Genomic DNA, 17045 nt, shown 5'->3' with positions numbered 1-17045 from the left:
ACTGATGGGCTGAAGAGCCTTTTTCAGCACAAAAACAAACGCCCCGAATAAGTCGGGGCGTTTGGTCTAAGGCCTGTCAGTGTGTTTTCACACAGTCTGGCGAGGGGCCTTTTCTTCAAACGCGGGACAGATCAGCGTTCGAGGTCTTTGATCTTGCCTTTGACGCCATCCCACTCTTCGGCATCCGGCAGCGATTCTTTCTTCTCGGTGATGTTCGGCCAGATCTCGGCCAGCTCGACGTTCAGCTGAATGAACTCCTGCATCTCTTCCGGAACTTCGTCCTCGGAGAAAATGGCTACGGCCGGGCATTCCGGTTCGCACAGGGCACAGTCAATGCACTCGTCCGGGTGAATGACCAGGAAGTTCGGGCCTTCGTAGAAGCAGTCCACCGGACAGACTTCTACGCAGTCGGTGTACTTGCACTTGATGCAGTTGTCGGTGACGACGAAGGTCATTTCTAATTTTCTCCTCAGGCGGCGGCAGCGTTGCCCCTTCACGGTTGGGGTCGCCAGATTCGGGAGCGATGTCTGCCAGCCAGGCTATTAGCCAGCAGCATCCCGAACCGCGCGAGATTCTAACAGCTTGAAGGCGTTTGCGTTATATCCGGTTCGTCGGTGCTTAGATCCGGTTCTTCAGTGCATATAACATTTCGAGTGCGCGGCGTGGCGTGACGTCATCGAGATCCAGTTTCGCCAACTCATCCAGCACCGGATGCGGCAGGCTGGCAAACATATCGCTCTGCTGCGGCGTCGCCGGTTTGCCCTTGGCGGCCGGCTTCGGCGCTTCATGCGGCAGTGCGGTGTCTTCCAGTCGGCTCAAGTGCTCACGAGCACGCACGATCACCTCGCTCGGCACACCGGCCAGTTGTGCAACCGCGAGACCATAACTTTGGCTCGCCGGCCCCGGCAACACATGGTGCAGGAACACGATGCGTTCGTTGTGCTCGGTGGCGTTGAGGTGCACGTTGGCCACCAGCGGTTCGGCTTCCGGCAACACGGTCAGTTCGAAATAGTGCGTCGCAAACAGAGTATAGGCACGCAGTTGCGCCAGTCGCTCAGCCGCCGCCCATGCCAGCGACAAACCGTCGAAAGTGCTGGTGCCGCGACCGACTTCGTCCATCAGCACCAGGCTGCGCTCGGTTGCGTTGTGCAGGATGTTCGCGGTTTCGCTCATTTCCACCATGAAGGTCGAGCGACCACCGGCGAGGTCATCGCTGGAACCGATCCGGGTGAAGATCCGGTCCACCAGTGACAGTTCGCAACTGGCCGCCGGCACGAAGCTGCCGATGTGTGCCAGCAGCACGATCAGTGCAGTCTGGCGCATATAGGTGGATTTACCGCCCATGTTCGGACCGGTGATCACCAGCATGCGGGTGTTGTCGTCCAGGCTCAGGTCGTTGGCCACGAACGGTGTGGTCAGTACTTGCTCGACTACCGGGTGACGGCCCTGGGAGATGCGCATGCACGGTTCGCTGACGAATGTCGGGCAATTCAGGTCGAGATTCAGCGCACGTTCGGCGAGGTTGCTCAGTACGTCCAGTTCGGCCAGCGCGCCAGCGGTATCTTGCAGCGGCGGCAACTGGCTGATCAGGTCTTCCAGCAACGCCTCGTAGAGCATTTTCTCGCGAGCCAGGGCGCGGCTCTTGGCCGACAGCGCCTTGTCCTCGAACTCTTTCAGTTCTGGCGTGATGAAGCGCTCTGCACCCTTGAGGGTCTGGCGGCGGATGTAGTCTGCCGGCGCCGACTCGGCCTGCTTGCTCGGCAACTCGATGAAGTAGCCGTGGATGCGGTTGTAGCCGACTTTCAGGTTGGCGAGGCCGGTACGGGCCTTTTCCCGGGCTTCCAGGTCGATCAGGAACTGGCCGGCGTTCTCGCTCAGCGATTGCAGCTCGTCGAGTTCGCTGTCGTAACCGGTTTTCAGCACGCCGCCGTCGCGGATCACCGCCGGCGGGTTGTCGATGATGGCTTTTTCCAGCAGCGCCGCCAGTTCCGGGTAAGTGCTGGTGGTGGTCGCCAAGCGTTGCAGATGCGGCGCCTCCAGATCGGTCATCGCCACTTGCAGTTCAGGCAGCGCACCCAGGGCATCGCGCAGGCGGGCGAGGTCGCGAGGGCGGGCGTTGCGCAGGCCGATCCGCGCCAGAATCCGTTCGATGTCTCCGATTTCCTTGAGCTGCGGTTGCAGGTTTTCAAAGCGATAGCGGTCGAGCAGGCAAGTGATCGAGGTCTGGCGAGCCAGCAGCACGGTCAAATCGCGCAGCGGGCGGTTGAGCCAACGGGTCAGCAAGCGGCTGCCCATGGCGGTCTGGCAACGGTCGACCACCGATTGCAGAGTGTTGTCGCGGCCACCGGCCAGGTTGGTGTCGAGTTCGAGGTTACGACGGCTGGCGCCGTCCAGCACCACGGTGTCGTCCAGCCGCTCATGGCGCAGGCTGCGCAGATGGGGCAGGGCGGTGCGTTGGGTTTCCTTGGCATACGCCAGCAGGCAACCAGCGGCACCGATCGCCAGGGTCAGGGTTTCGCAACCGAAGCCTTTCAGATCCTGGGTGGAAAATTGCTGGCAGAGACTTTTCAGCGCCGAGTCGCGCTCGAAATCCCACGGCGCACGGCGACGAACCCCACGGCGTTTTTCCGCCGGCAGATCCTTCGGCCAGTCATCCGGGATCAACAGCTCGACCGGGTTGACTCGCTCCAGCTCCGCCAGCAGATTTTCCCAGCCCTTGATCTCCAGCACCGTGAAGTTACCGCTGGTGATGTCCAGCACGGCCAGGCCGAACAGGCGCTCGTCGCCCAGCACCGCCGCGATCAAGTTGTCGCGACGCTCATCCAGCAACGCCTCGTCGCTGACCGTGCCTGGGGTGATGATACGCACCACCTGACGTTCTACCGGGCCTTTACTGGTAGCCGGGTCGCCAACCTGTTCGCAGATCACCACCGACTCGCCGAGCTTGACCAGCTTCGCCAGGTAGCCTTCCGCCGCGTGATAGGGAATCCCGCACATCGGAATCGCCTGACCCGCCGACTGCCCGCGCGCGGTCAGGGTGATGTCGAGCAACTTGGCCGCCTTCTTCGCGTCTTCGTAGAAGATCTCGTAGAAGTCGCCCATGCGGTAGAACATCAGCTGGTCCGGGTGCTGATTCTTCAGGCGCCAGTACTGCTGCATCATCGGGGTGTGGGAGGACAGGTCGGAGACGGCTTTATTCATCGGATTGTCAGGCAACTCGTTCAAAGGTGTGGGGCAAAAGCGCGGCAGTGGCCGGGCTTTTCCGCGATGGGCGCAAGGTTACCATGGGCTGTCTGTCGGACGCAGGCATCGCGGCCGGGTGACACGCATCGGGTGAAAAAAGGTCGACTATGCACGATTTATGCAAATCAGCATTTGTCTTCCCGAAAAACTTCAAGCACTATGCGCGTTATGCAAAAACGCAACGTATCTACCGTCTTAAGAGCACTGCTCGACCAGCACGGGATCTCCCCCACGGAGCTTCACCGTCGCACCGGCGTGCCCCAATCCACGCTCTCGCGGATTCTCAGCGGGAAGATCGTCGATCCTTCGGATAAGCACATCTCGAAGATCGCCGAGTACTTTGCCGTGAGCACCGATCAGTTGCGCGGGCGCGCGGATGTTGCGCCCGCCGGCAACGGCGGACGCGACGAGTTGCATTCCGAACTCAAGGACATAAGCCTGTGGGACGACGACACGCCAGTCGATGACGACGAGGTGTCAGTGCCCTTTCTTCGCGAGGTTGAATTGGCTGCTGGATCAGGAAGATTCGTCATCGAAGAGAGCGAACGCTCCAGCCTGCGCTTCGGCAAGCGCAGTCTGCGCCATAACGGTGTGCAGTTCGACCAGGCCAAATGCGTGACGGTACGGGGCAACAGCATGTTGCCGGTATTGCGCGACGGCGCCACGGTCGGGGTCAACGCGGGCAAATGCGGTATTGGCGACATCATTGATGGCGACCTTTATGCGATCAACCACAATGGCCAATTGCGAGTGAAGCAACTCTATCGCCTGCCTACCGGTATCCGTCTGCGCAGCTTCAATCGCGATGAACACCCGGACGAGGACTACAGCTTCCAGGACATGCAGGAAGAGCAGATCGTCATCCTCGGTCACGTTTTCTGGTGGGGCATGTACGCCCGGTAAACTGATTCCCTTCTGACAAAACCCGTCTCGGCGGGTTTTTTTTCGCCTGTAGAAAACCGGCCAACCCTTGAACGGCGGGGCTTTCATGCATTAACGCATTTCCTGCGCATAAATAAATGCATTTACGCATTGACTGTATATGCATCCATGCATATTCTTGCCACCAAGCCGCTCGACAAAGCGGCTGGCAACAACAGCTCTTTAGTTCCACAAGAACAGGCAGCGATGAACCGGCCTCAACGGTTCAGAGGGTTGGCAACTGACCCGGGTGTGCAGCGTAAAGCACCAGAAGCAGTTATCCGGCGGGCAGGGACCGCGGTCGGAAAAACAATTTGAATGGACTCGTACCGCGCCAGTAGCGCCGAAAAGTCAGCTTCCTTCACGTACACAGGATGGAAGGAAGGCAAAGGAGTGCATTACTGAAAAGCCCGGCGAAATGCCGGGCTTTTTGGAATGCCTGCCTCAAGAGAAAACGATTGAACCCAACACACAACACTCATCCATCACACCAGGAGGCGTGACATGACAAACGAGCAACAAGCGTTGGCGGACATGCCAATCTGGCTGGTCATCCTCCTTGCCGTCGTGGGCGGGGTGTCCGGCGAAATGTGGCGCGCCGACAAGGAAGGTGCTCGCGGCTGGCCGCTGATTCGCCGGCTGGCCCTGCGTTCCGGCGCCTGCATGATCTGCGGGGTGTCGGCGATCATGCTGCTGTACGCCGCCGGTATGTCGATCTGGGCTGCCGGGGCATTTGGTTGCCTCACCGCAATGGCCGGTGCCGACGTGGCCATCGGTCTGTATGAACGCTGGGCCGCCAAGCGCATCGGCGTCTGCGAAGTACCCCCGCGCGATCCGCAATAACCCTTCACTTTCCTGTCTCGCTGCACGCCGTGCGGCGGGACTTCGCGTGGACATCAGAAAAGGAGGTCAAGCATGCCCACACCGATCCAGCAGCCTTCGCAGCTGTTCACGGCAATCGCCACAGCCTTGCGCAACAGCGCCGAGCTGAACGTGCAGGTCGGCAATCACGATGACTTCACAGCCCCCGGCGACAAGGCATGGGTGCTGATCGACATTGAGCGAAATGCACCGGGAGAACGCGCCGCCAACGGTCGCATCGCCCATGTACTGACGCTGTCGCTGCAGGTCATCCCGGCGTTGTCCGCCACGGCGTTTGCCGCCTGTGACCTGATCGCCGCCCTGAAAAACCTGGTCACCGACAACCGCTGGGGCTTGCCCGGCGATCAATGCGATCTGCCGATGAACATCGATGGAATGCCGTCATTGCTCATCCGCGCCGATCAGCCGAACAAAGCCTGGACCCTGTCGTTCAACCAGACCCTCTACCTGGGCCCGACCCTGCTGGACGACCCGCTCGGTACACCGAAATTCGCCCGCACCTGGGAAGTCAGCGACATCGACGATCCCGACCAATACACCTCGCTGGAGGCCTGACCGATGTTCGACGCGTTACTGCGAATGCAGCTGGGCCCGATCATCGAGCGCCTGGCGGAAATGGAAGCCGAGATCGAAGACCTGCACCGGCGCGCCGAGAGTTATTGCCGCATCGGCATCTGTCAGGAAGTCGATGCCGCGAGCAACACCTGCCGGGTCAGCCACGGTGGTTTGCTGACACCCGCCATCAAGTTCTTCAACCCCAGCGCCGGCGCACAGAGCGAATCGCGGATCCCGACGGTGGGTGAGCAGTGTCTGCTGTTCAACTACGGCAGCGGTGAAAGCGGCGCGCAGAGCGTGGCGCTGTTCGGCCTGAACAGCGACCGCTTTCCGCCGACCTCGACGGTGCCGACGTTGACTCGTCGTGTTCATCAGGACGGCAGCGAAAGTGGCTACGACGACGCCACGCACACGCTGCATTGGCAAAACGGTCCGGCCGCCTTCAACGGCTCCCGCGAATCGCTTGAGCTGAGCATCGGGCCGGCACGGCTGGCGATGACCCCGCAAGCGATCTCCCTGCAACTGGGCGCGGTCGGCCTGACCATCGACGCCTCGGGCGTGCATTTCAGCGGCCCGCTGGTGGATCACCAAGGCCGCGTCATCAGCCCCTGAATCAAGAGCTTCCCATGATCGGAATCGATAGAGACAGCGGGGCCACGGTCGACGACTGGCTGCAGTTTGTGCAGCGCGCGACCCGGGCCCTGACCACGCCGCTGGGCACCCGGCAAAAAAGGCCCCTTTATGGTTCGTTGATCCCCACGTTGCTGGGGCAAAACCTGGGCGACGACATCCTGTTGCTCGCCCAGAGCCACGCAGCCCAGGCGTTCTACAACCCGCAAAACGGCATCAGCGATTTCCAGCCCGGTGTGATCGTCGCCACCCGACAGGGCGCTGGTTTGCTGCTGCGGTTTGCCGGTACCTGGAAAAACCGCCAACAGACTTTCGAGGTCGTGACATGAGCATGTTGATCCCCGGCCAGAATCAATTGGCCGAACCCTCCTTGATCAAGGTCGATGCCTTCGAGGATCTGCTCGCCGAGTTCAAGACATTCGTCATCGAGTACGTCGGCGCACGTTCGCCGCAGAGCGCGGAAAAACTCAAGACCAGCCTGGAAAACGAAAGCGAACTGCTGACCCTGGCGCTTGAAGCTTTCTGCGTTCGCCTGCAAACCCACGAACGCAAATACAACGCCCGGATCAAGCAGATGCTGGCTTGGTGGGCTACCGGCAGCAACCTCGACGCACGACTGGCGGACATGGGCCTGGAGCGACAGTTGCTCGATCCGGGTGATCCGGCGGCATTCCCGCCAGTGCCGGCGATCTACGAGAGCGACGACGACGCCCGGCTGCGCTATTACCTTGCACCCCATGCACCGGCGGCGGGGTCGCGGATGCAGTATCGCCGCGAGGTGTTCACCCTCGGCGAGCGGCCGGCGGTGAAAGTCGAATCCACCGATGCGGGCGTGGTAAACGTCACTTATACCTTCGACCCGGATGGCCTCGCCGCGCAGGTCAAGGACGGTAATGGCCGTCGTACCGCGCCGGGTGAAGTGCGAGTCACCGTGCTTGCCCGCGAAGGCGACGGTACGCCATCCGCGACGTTGCTCGAAGGTGTACGCCAACACTTTGCCCGGCCCGATGTTTGTCCGGAAACCGACAAGGTCACGGTCAAAGGTGCCGAGATTCAGCGCTACACAATCCGCGTCGTGGCAAAGATCAATTCCGGCCCGGATTCCGGCCTGACCAAGGTCGCCGCCGAGCAGCATCTGCAAGCCTACGCCGACAGTTGCCATCGCCTGGAAGGCCGGGTCGATCCGAGCTGGATCGACTACACGCTGCACAGCGCCGGCGCCGTGCAATTGCAGATCCTTGAACCGCTGGCGCCCATTGTGTGCTCGGCGTTTCAAGCGCCGTACTGCACGGCAGTCGAAGTCGAGGTGCAGACGCTATGACGGACCAGACACCGCGTCCGACTCTGCTGCCGGCCAACAGCTCGGCGCTGGAACGGGCGCTCGATATCGGCTTCGGCGCTTTGCTCGACCGCATCGCGCCGCCGTTTCCCGAACTGATGAATCCGGCCTCTACGCCCGTCGCGTTTCTGCCGTATCTCGCCGCAGATCGTGGAGTGGCCGAATGGAGCACTGACGCACCGGAAGCGGAAAAACGCCTGACCGTCGAACTGGCCTGGCCCACCGCGCGCCAGGCCGGCACTCGCAAGGCGCTGGAAAACGCCGCCAAGGGTTTGCAACTGAGGCCGGAAGTCCGCGCCTGGTACGAGCAGACACCGCCGGGCGCGCCTTACAGCTTCTCCGTGCGAGCCTTCACCGAACAACCCTACAGCGAAGCAATCGACGCCCGTCTCGACCGACGCCTGGCTGATGCCAAGAGCGAACGGGACGTGCTGTCGGTATCGGTCGGCCTCAGCGCCTTCGGCAATCACGTCATCGGCGCCGCGACCTTTTGCGGTGAGCTGACCACTGTTTATCCGGTGTTCCTCGAAGGACTCGAGACATCCGGCGAGGCCTTCATGGCGGCCGCTCTGTACACCGTCGAAACATCCACTATTTATCCTCAGGGGGCCTGAATGGCTGACTATTACACCCTGCTCACCAACGCAGGGATTGCCTACGAAACCGCCTGCAAGGCAGCGGGCGTACCGATCAAGTTGACGCAGATTTCCGTCGGCGATGGCGGCGGCGCGGTCTACAACCCGGCCGCGACGGCCACCGCGCTGAAACGCGAAGTCTGGCGCGGACCGCTCAACGCCCTGTTCCAGGACGAGAAGAATCCGAGCTGGCTGCTCGCCGAAGTCACCATTCCGCCGGACGTCGGTGGCTGGTATGTGCGTGAAGCCGGGCTTTGGACCGACACCGGCATTCTCTATGCCATCGTCAAATATCCGGAATCGTTCAAACCGGTATTGGCCACATCCGGCTCGGGCAAAGAGTTCTACATCCGCTCGATTTTCGAGACCAGCAATGCCTCGCTGGTGACGCTGCTGATCGACGACACGGTGGTCAAGGCCACCCGCGCCTGGGTCATGAGCTACCTCGCCGAAGAACTCGGCAAACTCGACGGCAAACAATCGGTACGTGTCGCCGCCACCGCCAACGTGGTGTTGAACGGTGCGCAGCAAATCGACGGTGTTGCAGTGATCGCCGGTGATCGCGTGCTGCTGCCGAATCAGACCCTGGCCAAGGACAACGGGCTGTGGATCGTCGCCAACGGCGATTGGGTTCGGGCCAACGATGCCAACGTCAGCGCCAAGGTCACGCCAGGCCTGACGGTGATGGTGGAAGAGGGCACGCTCAACGGCGATTCGCTGTGGCACCTGACTACCAACGCGCCGATCACCCTCGGCACCACCGCGCTGACATTCAAGATGCTGGCAGGGCGCACGGGCATTACCGCTGGGACTTACAAGAGTCTGAGCGTCGACGAATACGGCCGCGCGACGGCCGGCTCGAATCCGGACACGCTGGCCGGTTTTGGTATCAAGGATTCGTACACCAAGGCTGAAGTCGAGGCGCTGATTGCCAAGGCATCGGCGTTGCCGGTGGGCTCGATTGTTGCCTTCCCCGTTGATACACCGCCACCGGGTTTTCTGGAGCTGGACAACAGCGTCAAGAGCAGCGCGACCTACCCTGACTTGAGCGCCTATCTGGGCGGCAAGTTCAACAAGGGTGATGAGGGTGTCGGGAATTTCCGGTTGCCTGAGGCACGTGGGGAATTCTTGCGCGGTTGGGATCATGGGCGGGGTGTGGATGCCGGGCGTGCATCTGGCAGTACTCAGTCAGACAGTCTCAAGGCTCACTACCATTTTCTTCCGACAGGCTCGGGAGGTGGACAGGCCGTTGACCCGAATGGAGAGATTCCGACAGTAGTGTTGAAGGATACTGCGGCCGACTGGGTATTGCGTACGGAAGGTGACAATGCGGAGCTGAGTATCGGTCGTGTAAGAACCTATAACTTCGGTGCTGCTACAGAAACCCGCCCCCGCAACATCGCCGTCATGTGGTGCATCAAGGCCTGGAACGCTCCGGTCAATCAGGGAAACATCGACGTCGCCGCCCTGACCGCCGAGCTGGAAAAAATGAAATCGGCGGTACCGGTGGGCGCCTTGATGCCGTTCCCCGCTGGTGTAGTGCCTCCTGGCTATCTGGAAGCGAACGGCAGTCTGTTTCAGGACGCGCTCTATCCGCATCTTGCGACGTACCTGAACAAGAAATTCAACATCGTCGGTGACGACGCGAGCTATACGCGGCTACCGGATACGCGTGGTGAGTTCCTGCGTGGTTGGGATCATGGGCGTGGCGTAGATGCGGGGCGGGCGGTTGGAAGTGTTCAGCTGGACGCCTTGCAGAATATTACCGGTGGGTTTGATGGGAACTTGGATGTCAAGACGGCAACGGGTGCCTTCGTCGCCCTTAACTCCGCCTTGGTAACTGCTAATACCAATGCCGTTACAGGCTTTCATGGTGCCAATTTTGATGCCTCCCGCGTAGCACGTACCTCGACCGAAACCCGCCCGCGCAACTTGGCGGTGATGTGGTGCATCAAGGCCTGGAACACACCGGTTAATCAGGGAACGATTGATATCGCCGCGCTTGAGCAGCGGGTGATTAAAAACGAGTTTGGGCGCCTTCTAAATATTCAGAAATTCACGGACAACGGCACCTACATTCCGACGCCGGGGATGAAGAAGGTGTGGATTCGAATTGTGGGCGCTGGTGCAGGATCTGGCGGTGCGTCTGCTACGGCAGCAGGCCAAGTCGCAGCGTCTGGTGGTGGCGCGGCTGGTGGCTATGCGGAGGCGTTACTGACGGCAGCGGATATCGGCGCGAGTCAGTCGGTAATCGTAGGGCTCGGGGGGATCGCAGGAACCGCTTCAGGCACAACAGGAACCGGTGGTGGTACAGGCGGTGCCTCATCGGTGGGGGCTCTGTTATCTACCCCCGGTGGGCTGGGATCAATCTTTGCCATTGCTGTTTCGACATCAGGTTATGCCTTGTACGTAGGTGGTTATCCGGGGGCGCCAGCCTCGGGGGGCAACTTGCTCAACATGCCCGGGGCACCTGGACATCCAGGTGTATCCGTCAATGGTTCGACGCTGGCTGGCCATGGTGGTAGCGGGCCGCTTGGGGCAGGTGGAAGTGGCTACGGTATCGGCGCATCGATTCAGACCGGTACGGGATACGGGGGCGGTGCTGGTGGTGTGGCCAACGGCCAGTCCAGTGCTGCTCGTAATGGCGCGCCGGGAGCTGGCGGTGTTGTTATTTTCGAGGAATACGCCTGATGAAGAAGTACGCACTCCTGTACATGGGCAAGGCTGCCCAATTGTTCGAAACCGACGGCGACATCAAGACAATGTTTCACCCGGACATGATCTGGATCGAATGCCCCGGCGAGGTCGAGGAAGGCTGGCTGTACGACGGCAAGCAGTTTGCACCGCCGGGAGTTCCGGTCGTGTCGCTGGATGAACTCAAGGCGTCCGTGGCGGCTGAGCGATTCGTGCGTGAGGGGGTTGGCATTGTCGTCGACGGTCTGCAAATCGAGACAACACGCGACAGCCAGGCGCTGATCGCCAGTACCGGCCTATCGGCTGTCCTCGATCCGGAATACCGCTGCAATTTCAAAACATTGAAGGGTTTCGTCGAGATCGGCGCTGCGCAGATCATCGATATTGCAAAGGCAGTACGGGCGCACGTACAGGCCTGTTTTGACCGCGAACTGACGTTGTTACGCGCAATCGAGGCAGGCGAGTACTACGACGAAATGCTGGCCGAGGGCTGGCCGGATTCATCGTCGACCGATACCGCAGATCTCGACTAAACGCCCCGTACATTGGGGCTTTTTCTTGTCCCCAAACAAACATTCAACACCCATCAAGCCCCTCCCAACGAGGGGCTTTCCCGTTTATGGAGAAACGAAAAATGGCAACCCGCCAAACCTACACCGTGCTCGTTCCATTCCCCACCGGCGGTGGGCACTGGTCGAGTGTCGGCCAGGAACTCGATCTGCTCGATGTCGAGGCCAGTGCCCTGCACAGCGCCGGTCGACTGGAGCTGAAAACACCTACCACCAAGGCCGTTAAGGCCGCTGCCAAGAAGGCTGACTGACTATGGCTGAGGTTCTGAACTTCGAGCACAACGGCATTACCGTCAATGCCACCGAATCCCCCGAGGCCATGGGTGGCCTGGGCGACAACGTCATCGGTCTGGTCGGCACCGCGCCGAAAGCCGATCTGCTGATTCCGCGTAACGCACCGTTTCGCATCAACAGCTTCACCACCCACGCACTGCTCGATCCGACCGGCTCGGAAGAGGGCACCCTGTACCACGCGGTTTACCAGATCCTCAAAGTGGTCAAGGTGCCGGTCTACGTGGTGATCGTCGAGGCGGGCGCGACCCCGGCCGATACCGTCAACGCGGTAATCGGCGGTGTTGAGCCAGCCACCGGCCGCAAGCTCGGTCTGGCGGCACTGGGCAGCGTCCCGGAAGACCTGACCATCATCGGCGCACCGGGCTTCACTGGCACTAAAGCGGTGGCCAGCGAGTTCGCCTCGTTCGGCAAGCGCATCAAGGCCCGTGTGGTGCTGGACGGCAAGGACGTCTCGGTCGCCGATCAGGTGCTGTACAGCCAGGAACTGGGCGGCGCAGACCTCGGTTTCGACCGTTGCCTGGTGGTGCACAACATGCCCGCCGTGTACTCGAAAGCGGCGAAGAAAAACGTGTTCCTCGCGCCATCGAGCCTGGCAATTGCCGCGCTGGCCAAGGTCAAGCAATGGGAAAGCCCGGGCAACCAGGTGACCTACGCCGAAGACGTGTCGCGGGTCGTTGAGTACAACATCCTCGACACCTCCACCGAAGGCGATCTGCTCAACCGCTACGGCGTCAGCTACTACGCCCGTACCATCCTTGGCGGCTTCTCGCTGCTGGGCAACCGCTCGATCACTGGCAAGTTCATCAGCTACGTCGGTCTGGAAGACGCCATCAGCCGCAAGCTTGTGAAGGCCGGCCAGAAAGCCATGGCGAAGAACCTGACCAAGTCGTTCATGGATCAGGAAGTCAAGCGCATCAACGACTGGCTGCAGACCCTGGTCGCCGACGAAACCATTCCCGGCGGCAGCGTGTATCTGCACCCGGAACTCAACAGCGTCGAGAAGTACAAGAACGGCACCTGGTACGTGGTCATCGACTACGGCCGCTACGCGCCGAACGAACACATGGTTTATCAACTCAACGCCCGCGATGAAATCATCGAGCAGTTCCTGGAGGACGTTCTCTAATGTTTACCAACCGCGTAAGACAGGCCATCGCGGCCACCCTGCAAGGTCTGCCGTTGTCGGCGACCGTTGAGGAATTCACTCCGCCGAAGATCGAATTCGATGTGGAAGAGATGCGTGGCGGCCGTTACATCGTCGAAGAAATGGCCAAGGGTGGCAAAGCGCTCAATGCCAAGTTGACCCTGCAAGGCATGGGCACCGAAGTCATGCTCGCACTGGGTGTGAAGCTGGGCGACGACATCCTGCTGAACGTGCGTGAAGGCGGTCAGGATCAGGACGGCAACACCTGGTTCACCTACCACACCGTCGGCGGCAAGCTGAAATCCCTGGAGGAAACCGCGGTGAAGATGGGTGAAAAACCCAAGACCAACCTGGAACTCTCCTGCCGTACCTACAACCGCCTGGAAAACGGCGTGCCGGTGATCGACATCGACGTGCGCACCCAGAAGTTCGTCCTCAACGGCGTCGACATCCTCGGTGATGCCCGTCGCGCGGTGCTGATGCCGTAAGCCTCGACTAAAGGCAATCACCAAACTCCTGTGGGAGCGAGCTCGCTCGCGAAAGCGATCTAATGTTCAACATTGATGTTGACGGACCCGACGCCTTCGCGAGCAAGCTCGCTCCCACAGAGGATCTAAACGAATCACCAAGGAATTCCTTTCATGTCGTGGATGCCACCCAAGCATGACCTGTTGTCGCCGATCACCGGTGACGACGGCTCGCAGATCGAATCGATCCAGCTCAAGCCACTGTTCTACGCCGCCCAGAAAGAAGCGCTGGAACGCGCCGGCGACGATGAGGACGACCAGTTCTTCGAACTGGCGCTGCTGGCCACCGGCTTGTCGGTCAAGGAACTCGACCAGCTCAAGCGTCCGGACTACGTGACCATCGCGCAATACGTGCACGAGTTCTCGACCCGTCCGGCGTCGTACTTTCTCGACCAGATCGAAGACGCGGAAAAATCCGACGATCCCGATCAGGTGCAACTGCTGTTGCCGCTCGCCGTCACCGGCCGCACCGTGACTTCGCTGAGCCTGGAAATGCCGGCGCTGCGGGCCACCAAAGTGATGAAGAAACTGAAAACGGCCAAGGAACGCGCCGAGTTCATCACCGCTCATTGCACCGGCCTGATGATCCCCGATCTTGCACTTATGAGCGTCCCTGACTGGACGCAATTGCAGGTGCGCATCGACGATTTTTTAAACCAGCCGGCGGCCTTCTTTCAGAACGCGACATCGAAGTAATCCTCGATATCGTGCCGCTCATTTACCCGGTAAGTGAGGCGGAGATTCTGGAGTGGGACGCCGAAAAGGCGTTGCGCCGCTACGACATAGCGATCACTCGCCTTGGCGTGAAACAGGAGTAGAGCGGCATGGCAGAGAGCAAGTTTGTGCTCATGAATGTCGGTGAAAGCGCCGGCGCAGGATTTGGCAGTGTCTCCCTGAGCACTGCCGCGCTGAACGCAGGTGTCGGGCAACTTGCGGTGGAGCAGACCAACAGCTTGCGCCAGGTCCTGCTGACAGTCAGTGGAAAAATCGTGCTGCTGACGACGGCAATCGATGCATTGAGCGTGACCCTGACCGCCTTGCGTGCGTTGCCGCAGGCAGCCAGTGCCGGAGCGAAGAGTGAGTCTGGCGGAGGGCAGAAAACGCCGGAAAAATCCTCCGCGGGGGCTGAGCCTCCCGAGACGCGTAAGGCCGCGATGGCCATGGATTCGGCGGCGGCCACGCTTGCGAATGTGGCGCAGCTCTCCCGCGATGACGGGAAAGACATGGCCCTCACTAGCCTGAAAATGGCCAGTGCCACCCTGGTGGCTGCCGGAGGCACTACCGGGGTCGAGCTGGTCAGGATTGAAACGCTGGCGGCCAAGGCGGGAATCGGCAGCGAAGCGGTAAACGCCGAGGGCAAGAAACGCGAATTGCTCACTTTTGCCAGCGATGCGGCCATTACTGCATCGGCATTCAAAGTTACCGGGCTGGAAGCCGGTGAAATGTTGAAGGTCTGGCGCACTTCGATGAAGCTCTCGCGCAATCAAGCCCTTGATCTGGCGGATGCGGCCAATCATCTCGGCAAAATGCCCGGAGATGTCCAGGCGGCTGATATTGGTTCTGTTCTGCAGCAATCGGGCGAGGCGGCAATCAGCGCAGGCTTGCAGCCTGAGCAGGCCGCGGCATTGACGGCAGCGCTGCTGAACAGCGGCGCGAAAAAAGACGATGCCGGCAATGCGTTGAAGAACATTTCCGATGCACTGGGCAAGGGCGATCAAGCCTCCATGGCCGAGAAAGGTGCCTGGAAGCAACTGGGCCTGGATCCCAAGACATTGGCTGAAGCCACGCGTGATCCTGACAAACAGAATGCCCAAGGCGCTGTTCTGTCGGTGCTTGCGGCCTTGAATACCAGACCGGTGGAGCAGCGCTCGACATTGGCCCGGACATTGTTCGCGGACAGTGGAGACACCGCGTTGTCGCTGTCTCAGGACCTCGGCAAGGTGAACGAAGCCTTTTACCTGGTCAGCGACAAAAGCCGATACGCGACATCGAAGCTGGGTGATAAAAGCTCGGTGAGGCAGTCCGCACTGGCACTTGCCGAAACTCAGCAGGGGCAGTGGAACATCAAGAATGCTCGTGAGGAACGTTTGTCGGTCGCCAAAGGTAATGCACTGGCGCCGGATATCGAAAAAACCGGTGAGAGCCATTCGTTAGACACGCTGAGCGATCTGGCCGAAACCTACCCGAAAACCACGGGTGCCGTTCTGACGGCGACGGCCTGGATCAAACCGGTGTTCGACGCCGTGACCGATGCGGTGGTCGGTGAGCTGAAAGACCGGGGAGGCAAATGGATCGTTGATAAAGCTGCCAGTTACCTTCCCGGTCGTTCAAAGCTCGGCTTATCTGCAGCAACCTCTGCGACGGCCGTGGCTGAAACTCAGGGCCTGGCTCTGGCCAGTCGTAGTGCCAGCGCTGGCAACGGTCTGAAAATACTCGAACAGACTGCAAGGGTTGCTGTTCCGCGGCTGGAGCCTGCACTCGCATCGGTGCAGCCGGCCTCGCGCTGGATGCCTTGGCAGGCGAAGGCGGCGATGGGTGCTTCGGCTGTCGCCGCAGGTATTGCCAGCGGTGACAAACAGCAGATCAGCAAGGGGCTCGGTGAAGCCGGTGGTGCCTGGGCCGGCGCAGTCGCCGGTAGCTCGATCGGCGCCTCCATTGGAAGTGTGGGGTTGGCGCCAGGTATTGCACTTGGCGGTCTGATCGGTGGACTGGTCGGGGGATGGCTGGGCGCTGAAGGAGGAGGCTTTTTAGGTGAGAGGCTCATGTCCACCGCGCCGGACAAACTCGCCCCTCCTGCCGAAGTCGCCAAAGACCTCTCTGGTGCACAGACGCAGAACCAGCAGGTTTCCTTCGCTCCGACCATCCAGGTCTCTTGTCCTGCACCCGACACTGCCCAACAGATTCAATCGATTATCGAGCAACAGCTGTCCGGCCAGTTCCACGGCCAATTCATACCGCTGCTGACGGGTAACCCACTCGGGACGCGCCGCGACGCCGCCCTGACTGACGGAGCCGGTACATGAAACAACAAATGGCACTGGGCAGTTTCATCTTCGGACTGTCCCGGGATTTTGCGTACAGCACGCTGTCGCGAAAATCCGAGGGTGGCTGGACTGATCTGCAGATCCTCAACAGCAAACCCAGATCCCACCAGACAGGGCAGAAGCCTGAAACCCTGACCATCTCCGGCACCTCGATGTACGCCGTGGCGATGGAGCGGCTCGATGAGCTGCGTGCGCTGCAAGCGTTGAGAGTGCCGCTGCCGTTGATTGACGGCATTGGCCGCAACTGGGGTTTGTGGCGGATCAACAGCATCGACGAAAACCAGAGCGAGGTCATCGATGACGGCACCGCGATGGTGATCAAGTGGGTCATCGGATTGTCGGAGTTCAACAATGCGTAAGGTACGAAGCGTGGCCGGTGATTCGGTAAATCTTTTGCTGTATCGCGAAACTGGTCGCAGCGATGACAGCGCCGAAGAAGCCCTGTGGACGCTCAACCCGAGCCTGGCCGAGCTCGGCCCGATCCTGCCGGCGGGTGTCTGGGTGACGTTGCCCGAGCTCGACTCGAAACCGGCCGCAATCAAACCGGTTCTGGCCTGGGATTAAGGAG

General features: G+C 60.5%; 18 protein-coding genes. 16 read left to right on the top strand and 2 right to left on the bottom strand.

Annotation, left to right across the window (positions count from 1 at the left end; all coding sequences use genetic code 11):
- Window positions 1-131: 131 nt before the first annotated feature.
- Complete coding sequence (gene fdxA, locus CAF63_RS03030; RefSeq protein WP_007908827.1) at window positions 132-455, bottom strand: ferredoxin FdxA; 324 nt, start codon at window positions 453-455, stop codon at window positions 132-134.
- A 163-nt stretch (window positions 456-618) separates the two neighbouring features.
- Window positions 619-3201 carry a DNA mismatch repair protein MutS gene (mutS, locus tag CAF63_RS03025; protein ID WP_085605231.1) on the bottom strand — a complete coding sequence of 861 codons (2583 nt, stop codon included), beginning with the start codon at window positions 3199-3201 and terminating at the stop codon, window positions 619-621.
- A 210-nt stretch (window positions 3202-3411) separates the two neighbouring features.
- Here mutS and CAF63_RS03020 point away from each other — a divergent pair, with 210 nt between their 5' ends.
- The 16 genes from CAF63_RS03020 (at window position 3412) to CAF63_RS02945 (ending at window position 17041) form a co-directional block, all read left to right on the top strand.
- On the top strand, window positions 3412-4146 hold the full coding sequence (locus CAF63_RS03020; protein ID WP_085683345.1) for an XRE family transcriptional regulator: 735 nt from the start codon (window positions 3412-3414) through the stop codon (window positions 4144-4146).
- 522 nt (window positions 4147-4668) lie between these two features.
- Window positions 4669-5007: a phage holin family protein gene (locus CAF63_RS03015; protein WP_085683344.1), complete on the top strand. Its 339-nt coding sequence runs from the start codon at window positions 4669-4671 to the stop codon at window positions 5005-5007.
- Between the two features lie 72 nt (window positions 5008-5079).
- Entirely contained in the window at window positions 5080-5601 is a 522-nt protein-coding gene (locus CAF63_RS03010) for a hypothetical protein (protein ID WP_085683343.1), read from the top strand.
- A 3-nt stretch (window positions 5602-5604) separates the two neighbouring features.
- A complete protein-coding gene (locus CAF63_RS03005) occupies window positions 5605-6213 on the top strand; it encodes a phage baseplate assembly protein V (protein ID WP_085683342.1) in 609 nt (202 codons plus the stop codon).
- Between the two features lie 14 nt (window positions 6214-6227).
- Entirely contained in the window at window positions 6228-6560 is a 333-nt protein-coding gene (locus CAF63_RS03000) for a phage baseplate protein (protein ID WP_085683341.1), read from the top strand.
- On the top strand, window positions 6557-7552 hold the full coding sequence (locus tag CAF63_RS02995) for a baseplate J/gp47 family protein (protein WP_085683340.1): 996 nt from the start codon (window positions 6557-6559) through the stop codon (window positions 7550-7552). The genes CAF63_RS03000 and CAF63_RS02995 overlap by 4 nt, the downstream gene beginning before the upstream one ends.
- Complete coding sequence (locus tag CAF63_RS02990; protein WP_085683339.1) at window positions 7549-8184, top strand: phage tail protein I; 636 nt, start codon at window positions 7549-7551, stop codon at window positions 8182-8184. The genes CAF63_RS02995 and CAF63_RS02990 overlap by 4 nt, the downstream gene beginning before the upstream one ends.
- Window positions 8185-10896, top strand: a complete 2712-nt coding sequence (locus CAF63_RS02985; RefSeq protein WP_256574480.1) for a phage tail protein — start codon at window positions 8185-8187, stop codon at window positions 10894-10896.
- Window positions 10896-11432 (top strand): DUF4376 domain-containing protein, encoded by a 537-nt coding sequence (locus CAF63_RS02980; protein WP_085683338.1) that lies wholly within the window; start codon window positions 10896-10898, stop codon window positions 11430-11432. Before CAF63_RS02985 ends, CAF63_RS02980 begins: the two co-directional genes overlap by 1 nt.
- Before the next feature lie 101 nt (window positions 11433-11533).
- On the top strand, window positions 11534-11719 hold the full coding sequence (locus CAF63_RS02975; protein WP_039771239.1) for a hypothetical protein: 186 nt from the start codon (window positions 11534-11536) through the stop codon (window positions 11717-11719).
- A gap of 2 nt (window positions 11720-11721) precedes the next feature.
- Window positions 11722-12888, top strand: coding sequence for a phage tail protein (locus CAF63_RS02970; protein WP_085683337.1), 1167 nt, complete (start codon window positions 11722-11724; stop codon window positions 12886-12888).
- On the top strand, window positions 12888-13394 hold the full coding sequence (locus tag CAF63_RS02965) for a phage major tail tube protein (RefSeq protein ID WP_085683336.1): 507 nt from the start codon (window positions 12888-12890) through the stop codon (window positions 13392-13394). Before CAF63_RS02970 ends, CAF63_RS02965 begins: the two co-directional genes overlap by 1 nt.
- A 153-nt stretch (window positions 13395-13547) precedes the next feature.
- On the top strand, window positions 13548-14129 hold the full coding sequence (locus CAF63_RS02960) for a phage tail assembly protein (protein ID WP_085683335.1): 582 nt from the start codon (window positions 13548-13550) through the stop codon (window positions 14127-14129).
- A 128-nt stretch (window positions 14130-14257) separates the two neighbouring features.
- Window positions 14258-16456, top strand: a complete 2199-nt coding sequence (locus CAF63_RS02955) for a phage tail tape measure protein (protein WP_085683334.1) — start codon at window positions 14258-14260, stop codon at window positions 16454-16456.
- Window positions 16453-16836: a phage tail protein gene (locus CAF63_RS02950; RefSeq protein WP_085683333.1), complete on the top strand. Its 384-nt coding sequence runs from the start codon at window positions 16453-16455 to the stop codon at window positions 16834-16836. Before CAF63_RS02955 ends, CAF63_RS02950 begins: the two co-directional genes overlap by 4 nt.
- A complete protein-coding gene (locus CAF63_RS02945; RefSeq protein WP_085683332.1) occupies window positions 16829-17041 on the top strand; it encodes a tail protein X in 213 nt (70 codons plus the stop codon). The genes CAF63_RS02950 and CAF63_RS02945 overlap by 8 nt, the downstream gene beginning before the upstream one ends.
- Window positions 17042-17045: the final 4 nt, after the last annotated feature.

The sequence above is a fragment of the Pseudomonas sp. B20(2017) genome (assembly GCF_002113125.1).
Taxonomy (GTDB): Bacteria; Pseudomonadota; Gammaproteobacteria; order Pseudomonadales; family Pseudomonadaceae; genus Aquipseudomonas.
Note: the sequence above shows the minus strand (reverse complement) of the source record. Positions and strands in the feature narration are given on the sequence as shown.

What these genes read in the sequence shown, in the direction of transcription:
- fdxA (WP_007908827.1), bottom strand. Translation starts at nt 455, where the DNA reads ATGACCTTCGTCGTCACCGACAACTGCATCAAGTGCAAGTACACCGAC.
- mutS (WP_085605231.1), bottom strand. Translation starts at nt 3,201, where the DNA reads ATGAATAAAGCCGTCTCCGACCTGTCCTCCCACACCCCGATGATGCAG.
- CAF63_RS03020 (WP_085683345.1), top strand. Translation starts at nt 3,412, where the DNA reads ATGCAAAAACGCAACGTATCTACCGTCTTAAGAGCACTGCTCGACCAG.
- CAF63_RS03015 (WP_085683344.1), top strand. Translation starts at nt 4,669, where the DNA reads ATGACAAACGAGCAACAAGCGTTGGCGGACATGCCAATCTGGCTGGTC.
- CAF63_RS03010 (WP_085683343.1), top strand. Translation starts at nt 5,080, where the DNA reads ATGCCCACACCGATCCAGCAGCCTTCGCAGCTGTTCACGGCAATCGCC.
- CAF63_RS03005 (WP_085683342.1), top strand. Translation starts at nt 5,605, where the DNA reads ATGTTCGACGCGTTACTGCGAATGCAGCTGGGCCCGATCATCGAGCGC.
- CAF63_RS03000 (WP_085683341.1), top strand. Translation starts at nt 6,228, where the DNA reads ATGATCGGAATCGATAGAGACAGCGGGGCCACGGTCGACGACTGGCTG.
- CAF63_RS02995 (WP_085683340.1), top strand. Translation starts at nt 6,557, where the DNA reads ATGAGCATGTTGATCCCCGGCCAGAATCAATTGGCCGAACCCTCCTTG.
- CAF63_RS02990 (WP_085683339.1), top strand. Translation starts at nt 7,549, where the DNA reads ATGACGGACCAGACACCGCGTCCGACTCTGCTGCCGGCCAACAGCTCG.
- CAF63_RS02985 (WP_256574480.1), top strand. Translation starts at nt 8,185, where the DNA reads ATGGCTGACTATTACACCCTGCTCACCAACGCAGGGATTGCCTACGAA.
- CAF63_RS02980 (WP_085683338.1), top strand. Translation starts at nt 10,896, where the DNA reads ATGAAGAAGTACGCACTCCTGTACATGGGCAAGGCTGCCCAATTGTTC.
- CAF63_RS02975 (WP_039771239.1), top strand. Translation starts at nt 11,534, where the DNA reads ATGGCAACCCGCCAAACCTACACCGTGCTCGTTCCATTCCCCACCGGC.
- CAF63_RS02970 (WP_085683337.1), top strand. Translation starts at nt 11,722, where the DNA reads ATGGCTGAGGTTCTGAACTTCGAGCACAACGGCATTACCGTCAATGCC.
- CAF63_RS02965 (WP_085683336.1), top strand. Translation starts at nt 12,888, where the DNA reads ATGTTTACCAACCGCGTAAGACAGGCCATCGCGGCCACCCTGCAAGGT.
- CAF63_RS02960 (WP_085683335.1), top strand. Translation starts at nt 13,548, where the DNA reads ATGTCGTGGATGCCACCCAAGCATGACCTGTTGTCGCCGATCACCGGT.
- CAF63_RS02955 (WP_085683334.1), top strand. Translation starts at nt 14,258, where the DNA reads ATGGCAGAGAGCAAGTTTGTGCTCATGAATGTCGGTGAAAGCGCCGGC.
- CAF63_RS02950 (WP_085683333.1), top strand. Translation starts at nt 16,453, where the DNA reads ATGAAACAACAAATGGCACTGGGCAGTTTCATCTTCGGACTGTCCCGG.
- CAF63_RS02945 (WP_085683332.1), top strand. Translation starts at nt 16,829, where the DNA reads ATGCGTAAGGTACGAAGCGTGGCCGGTGATTCGGTAAATCTTTTGCTG.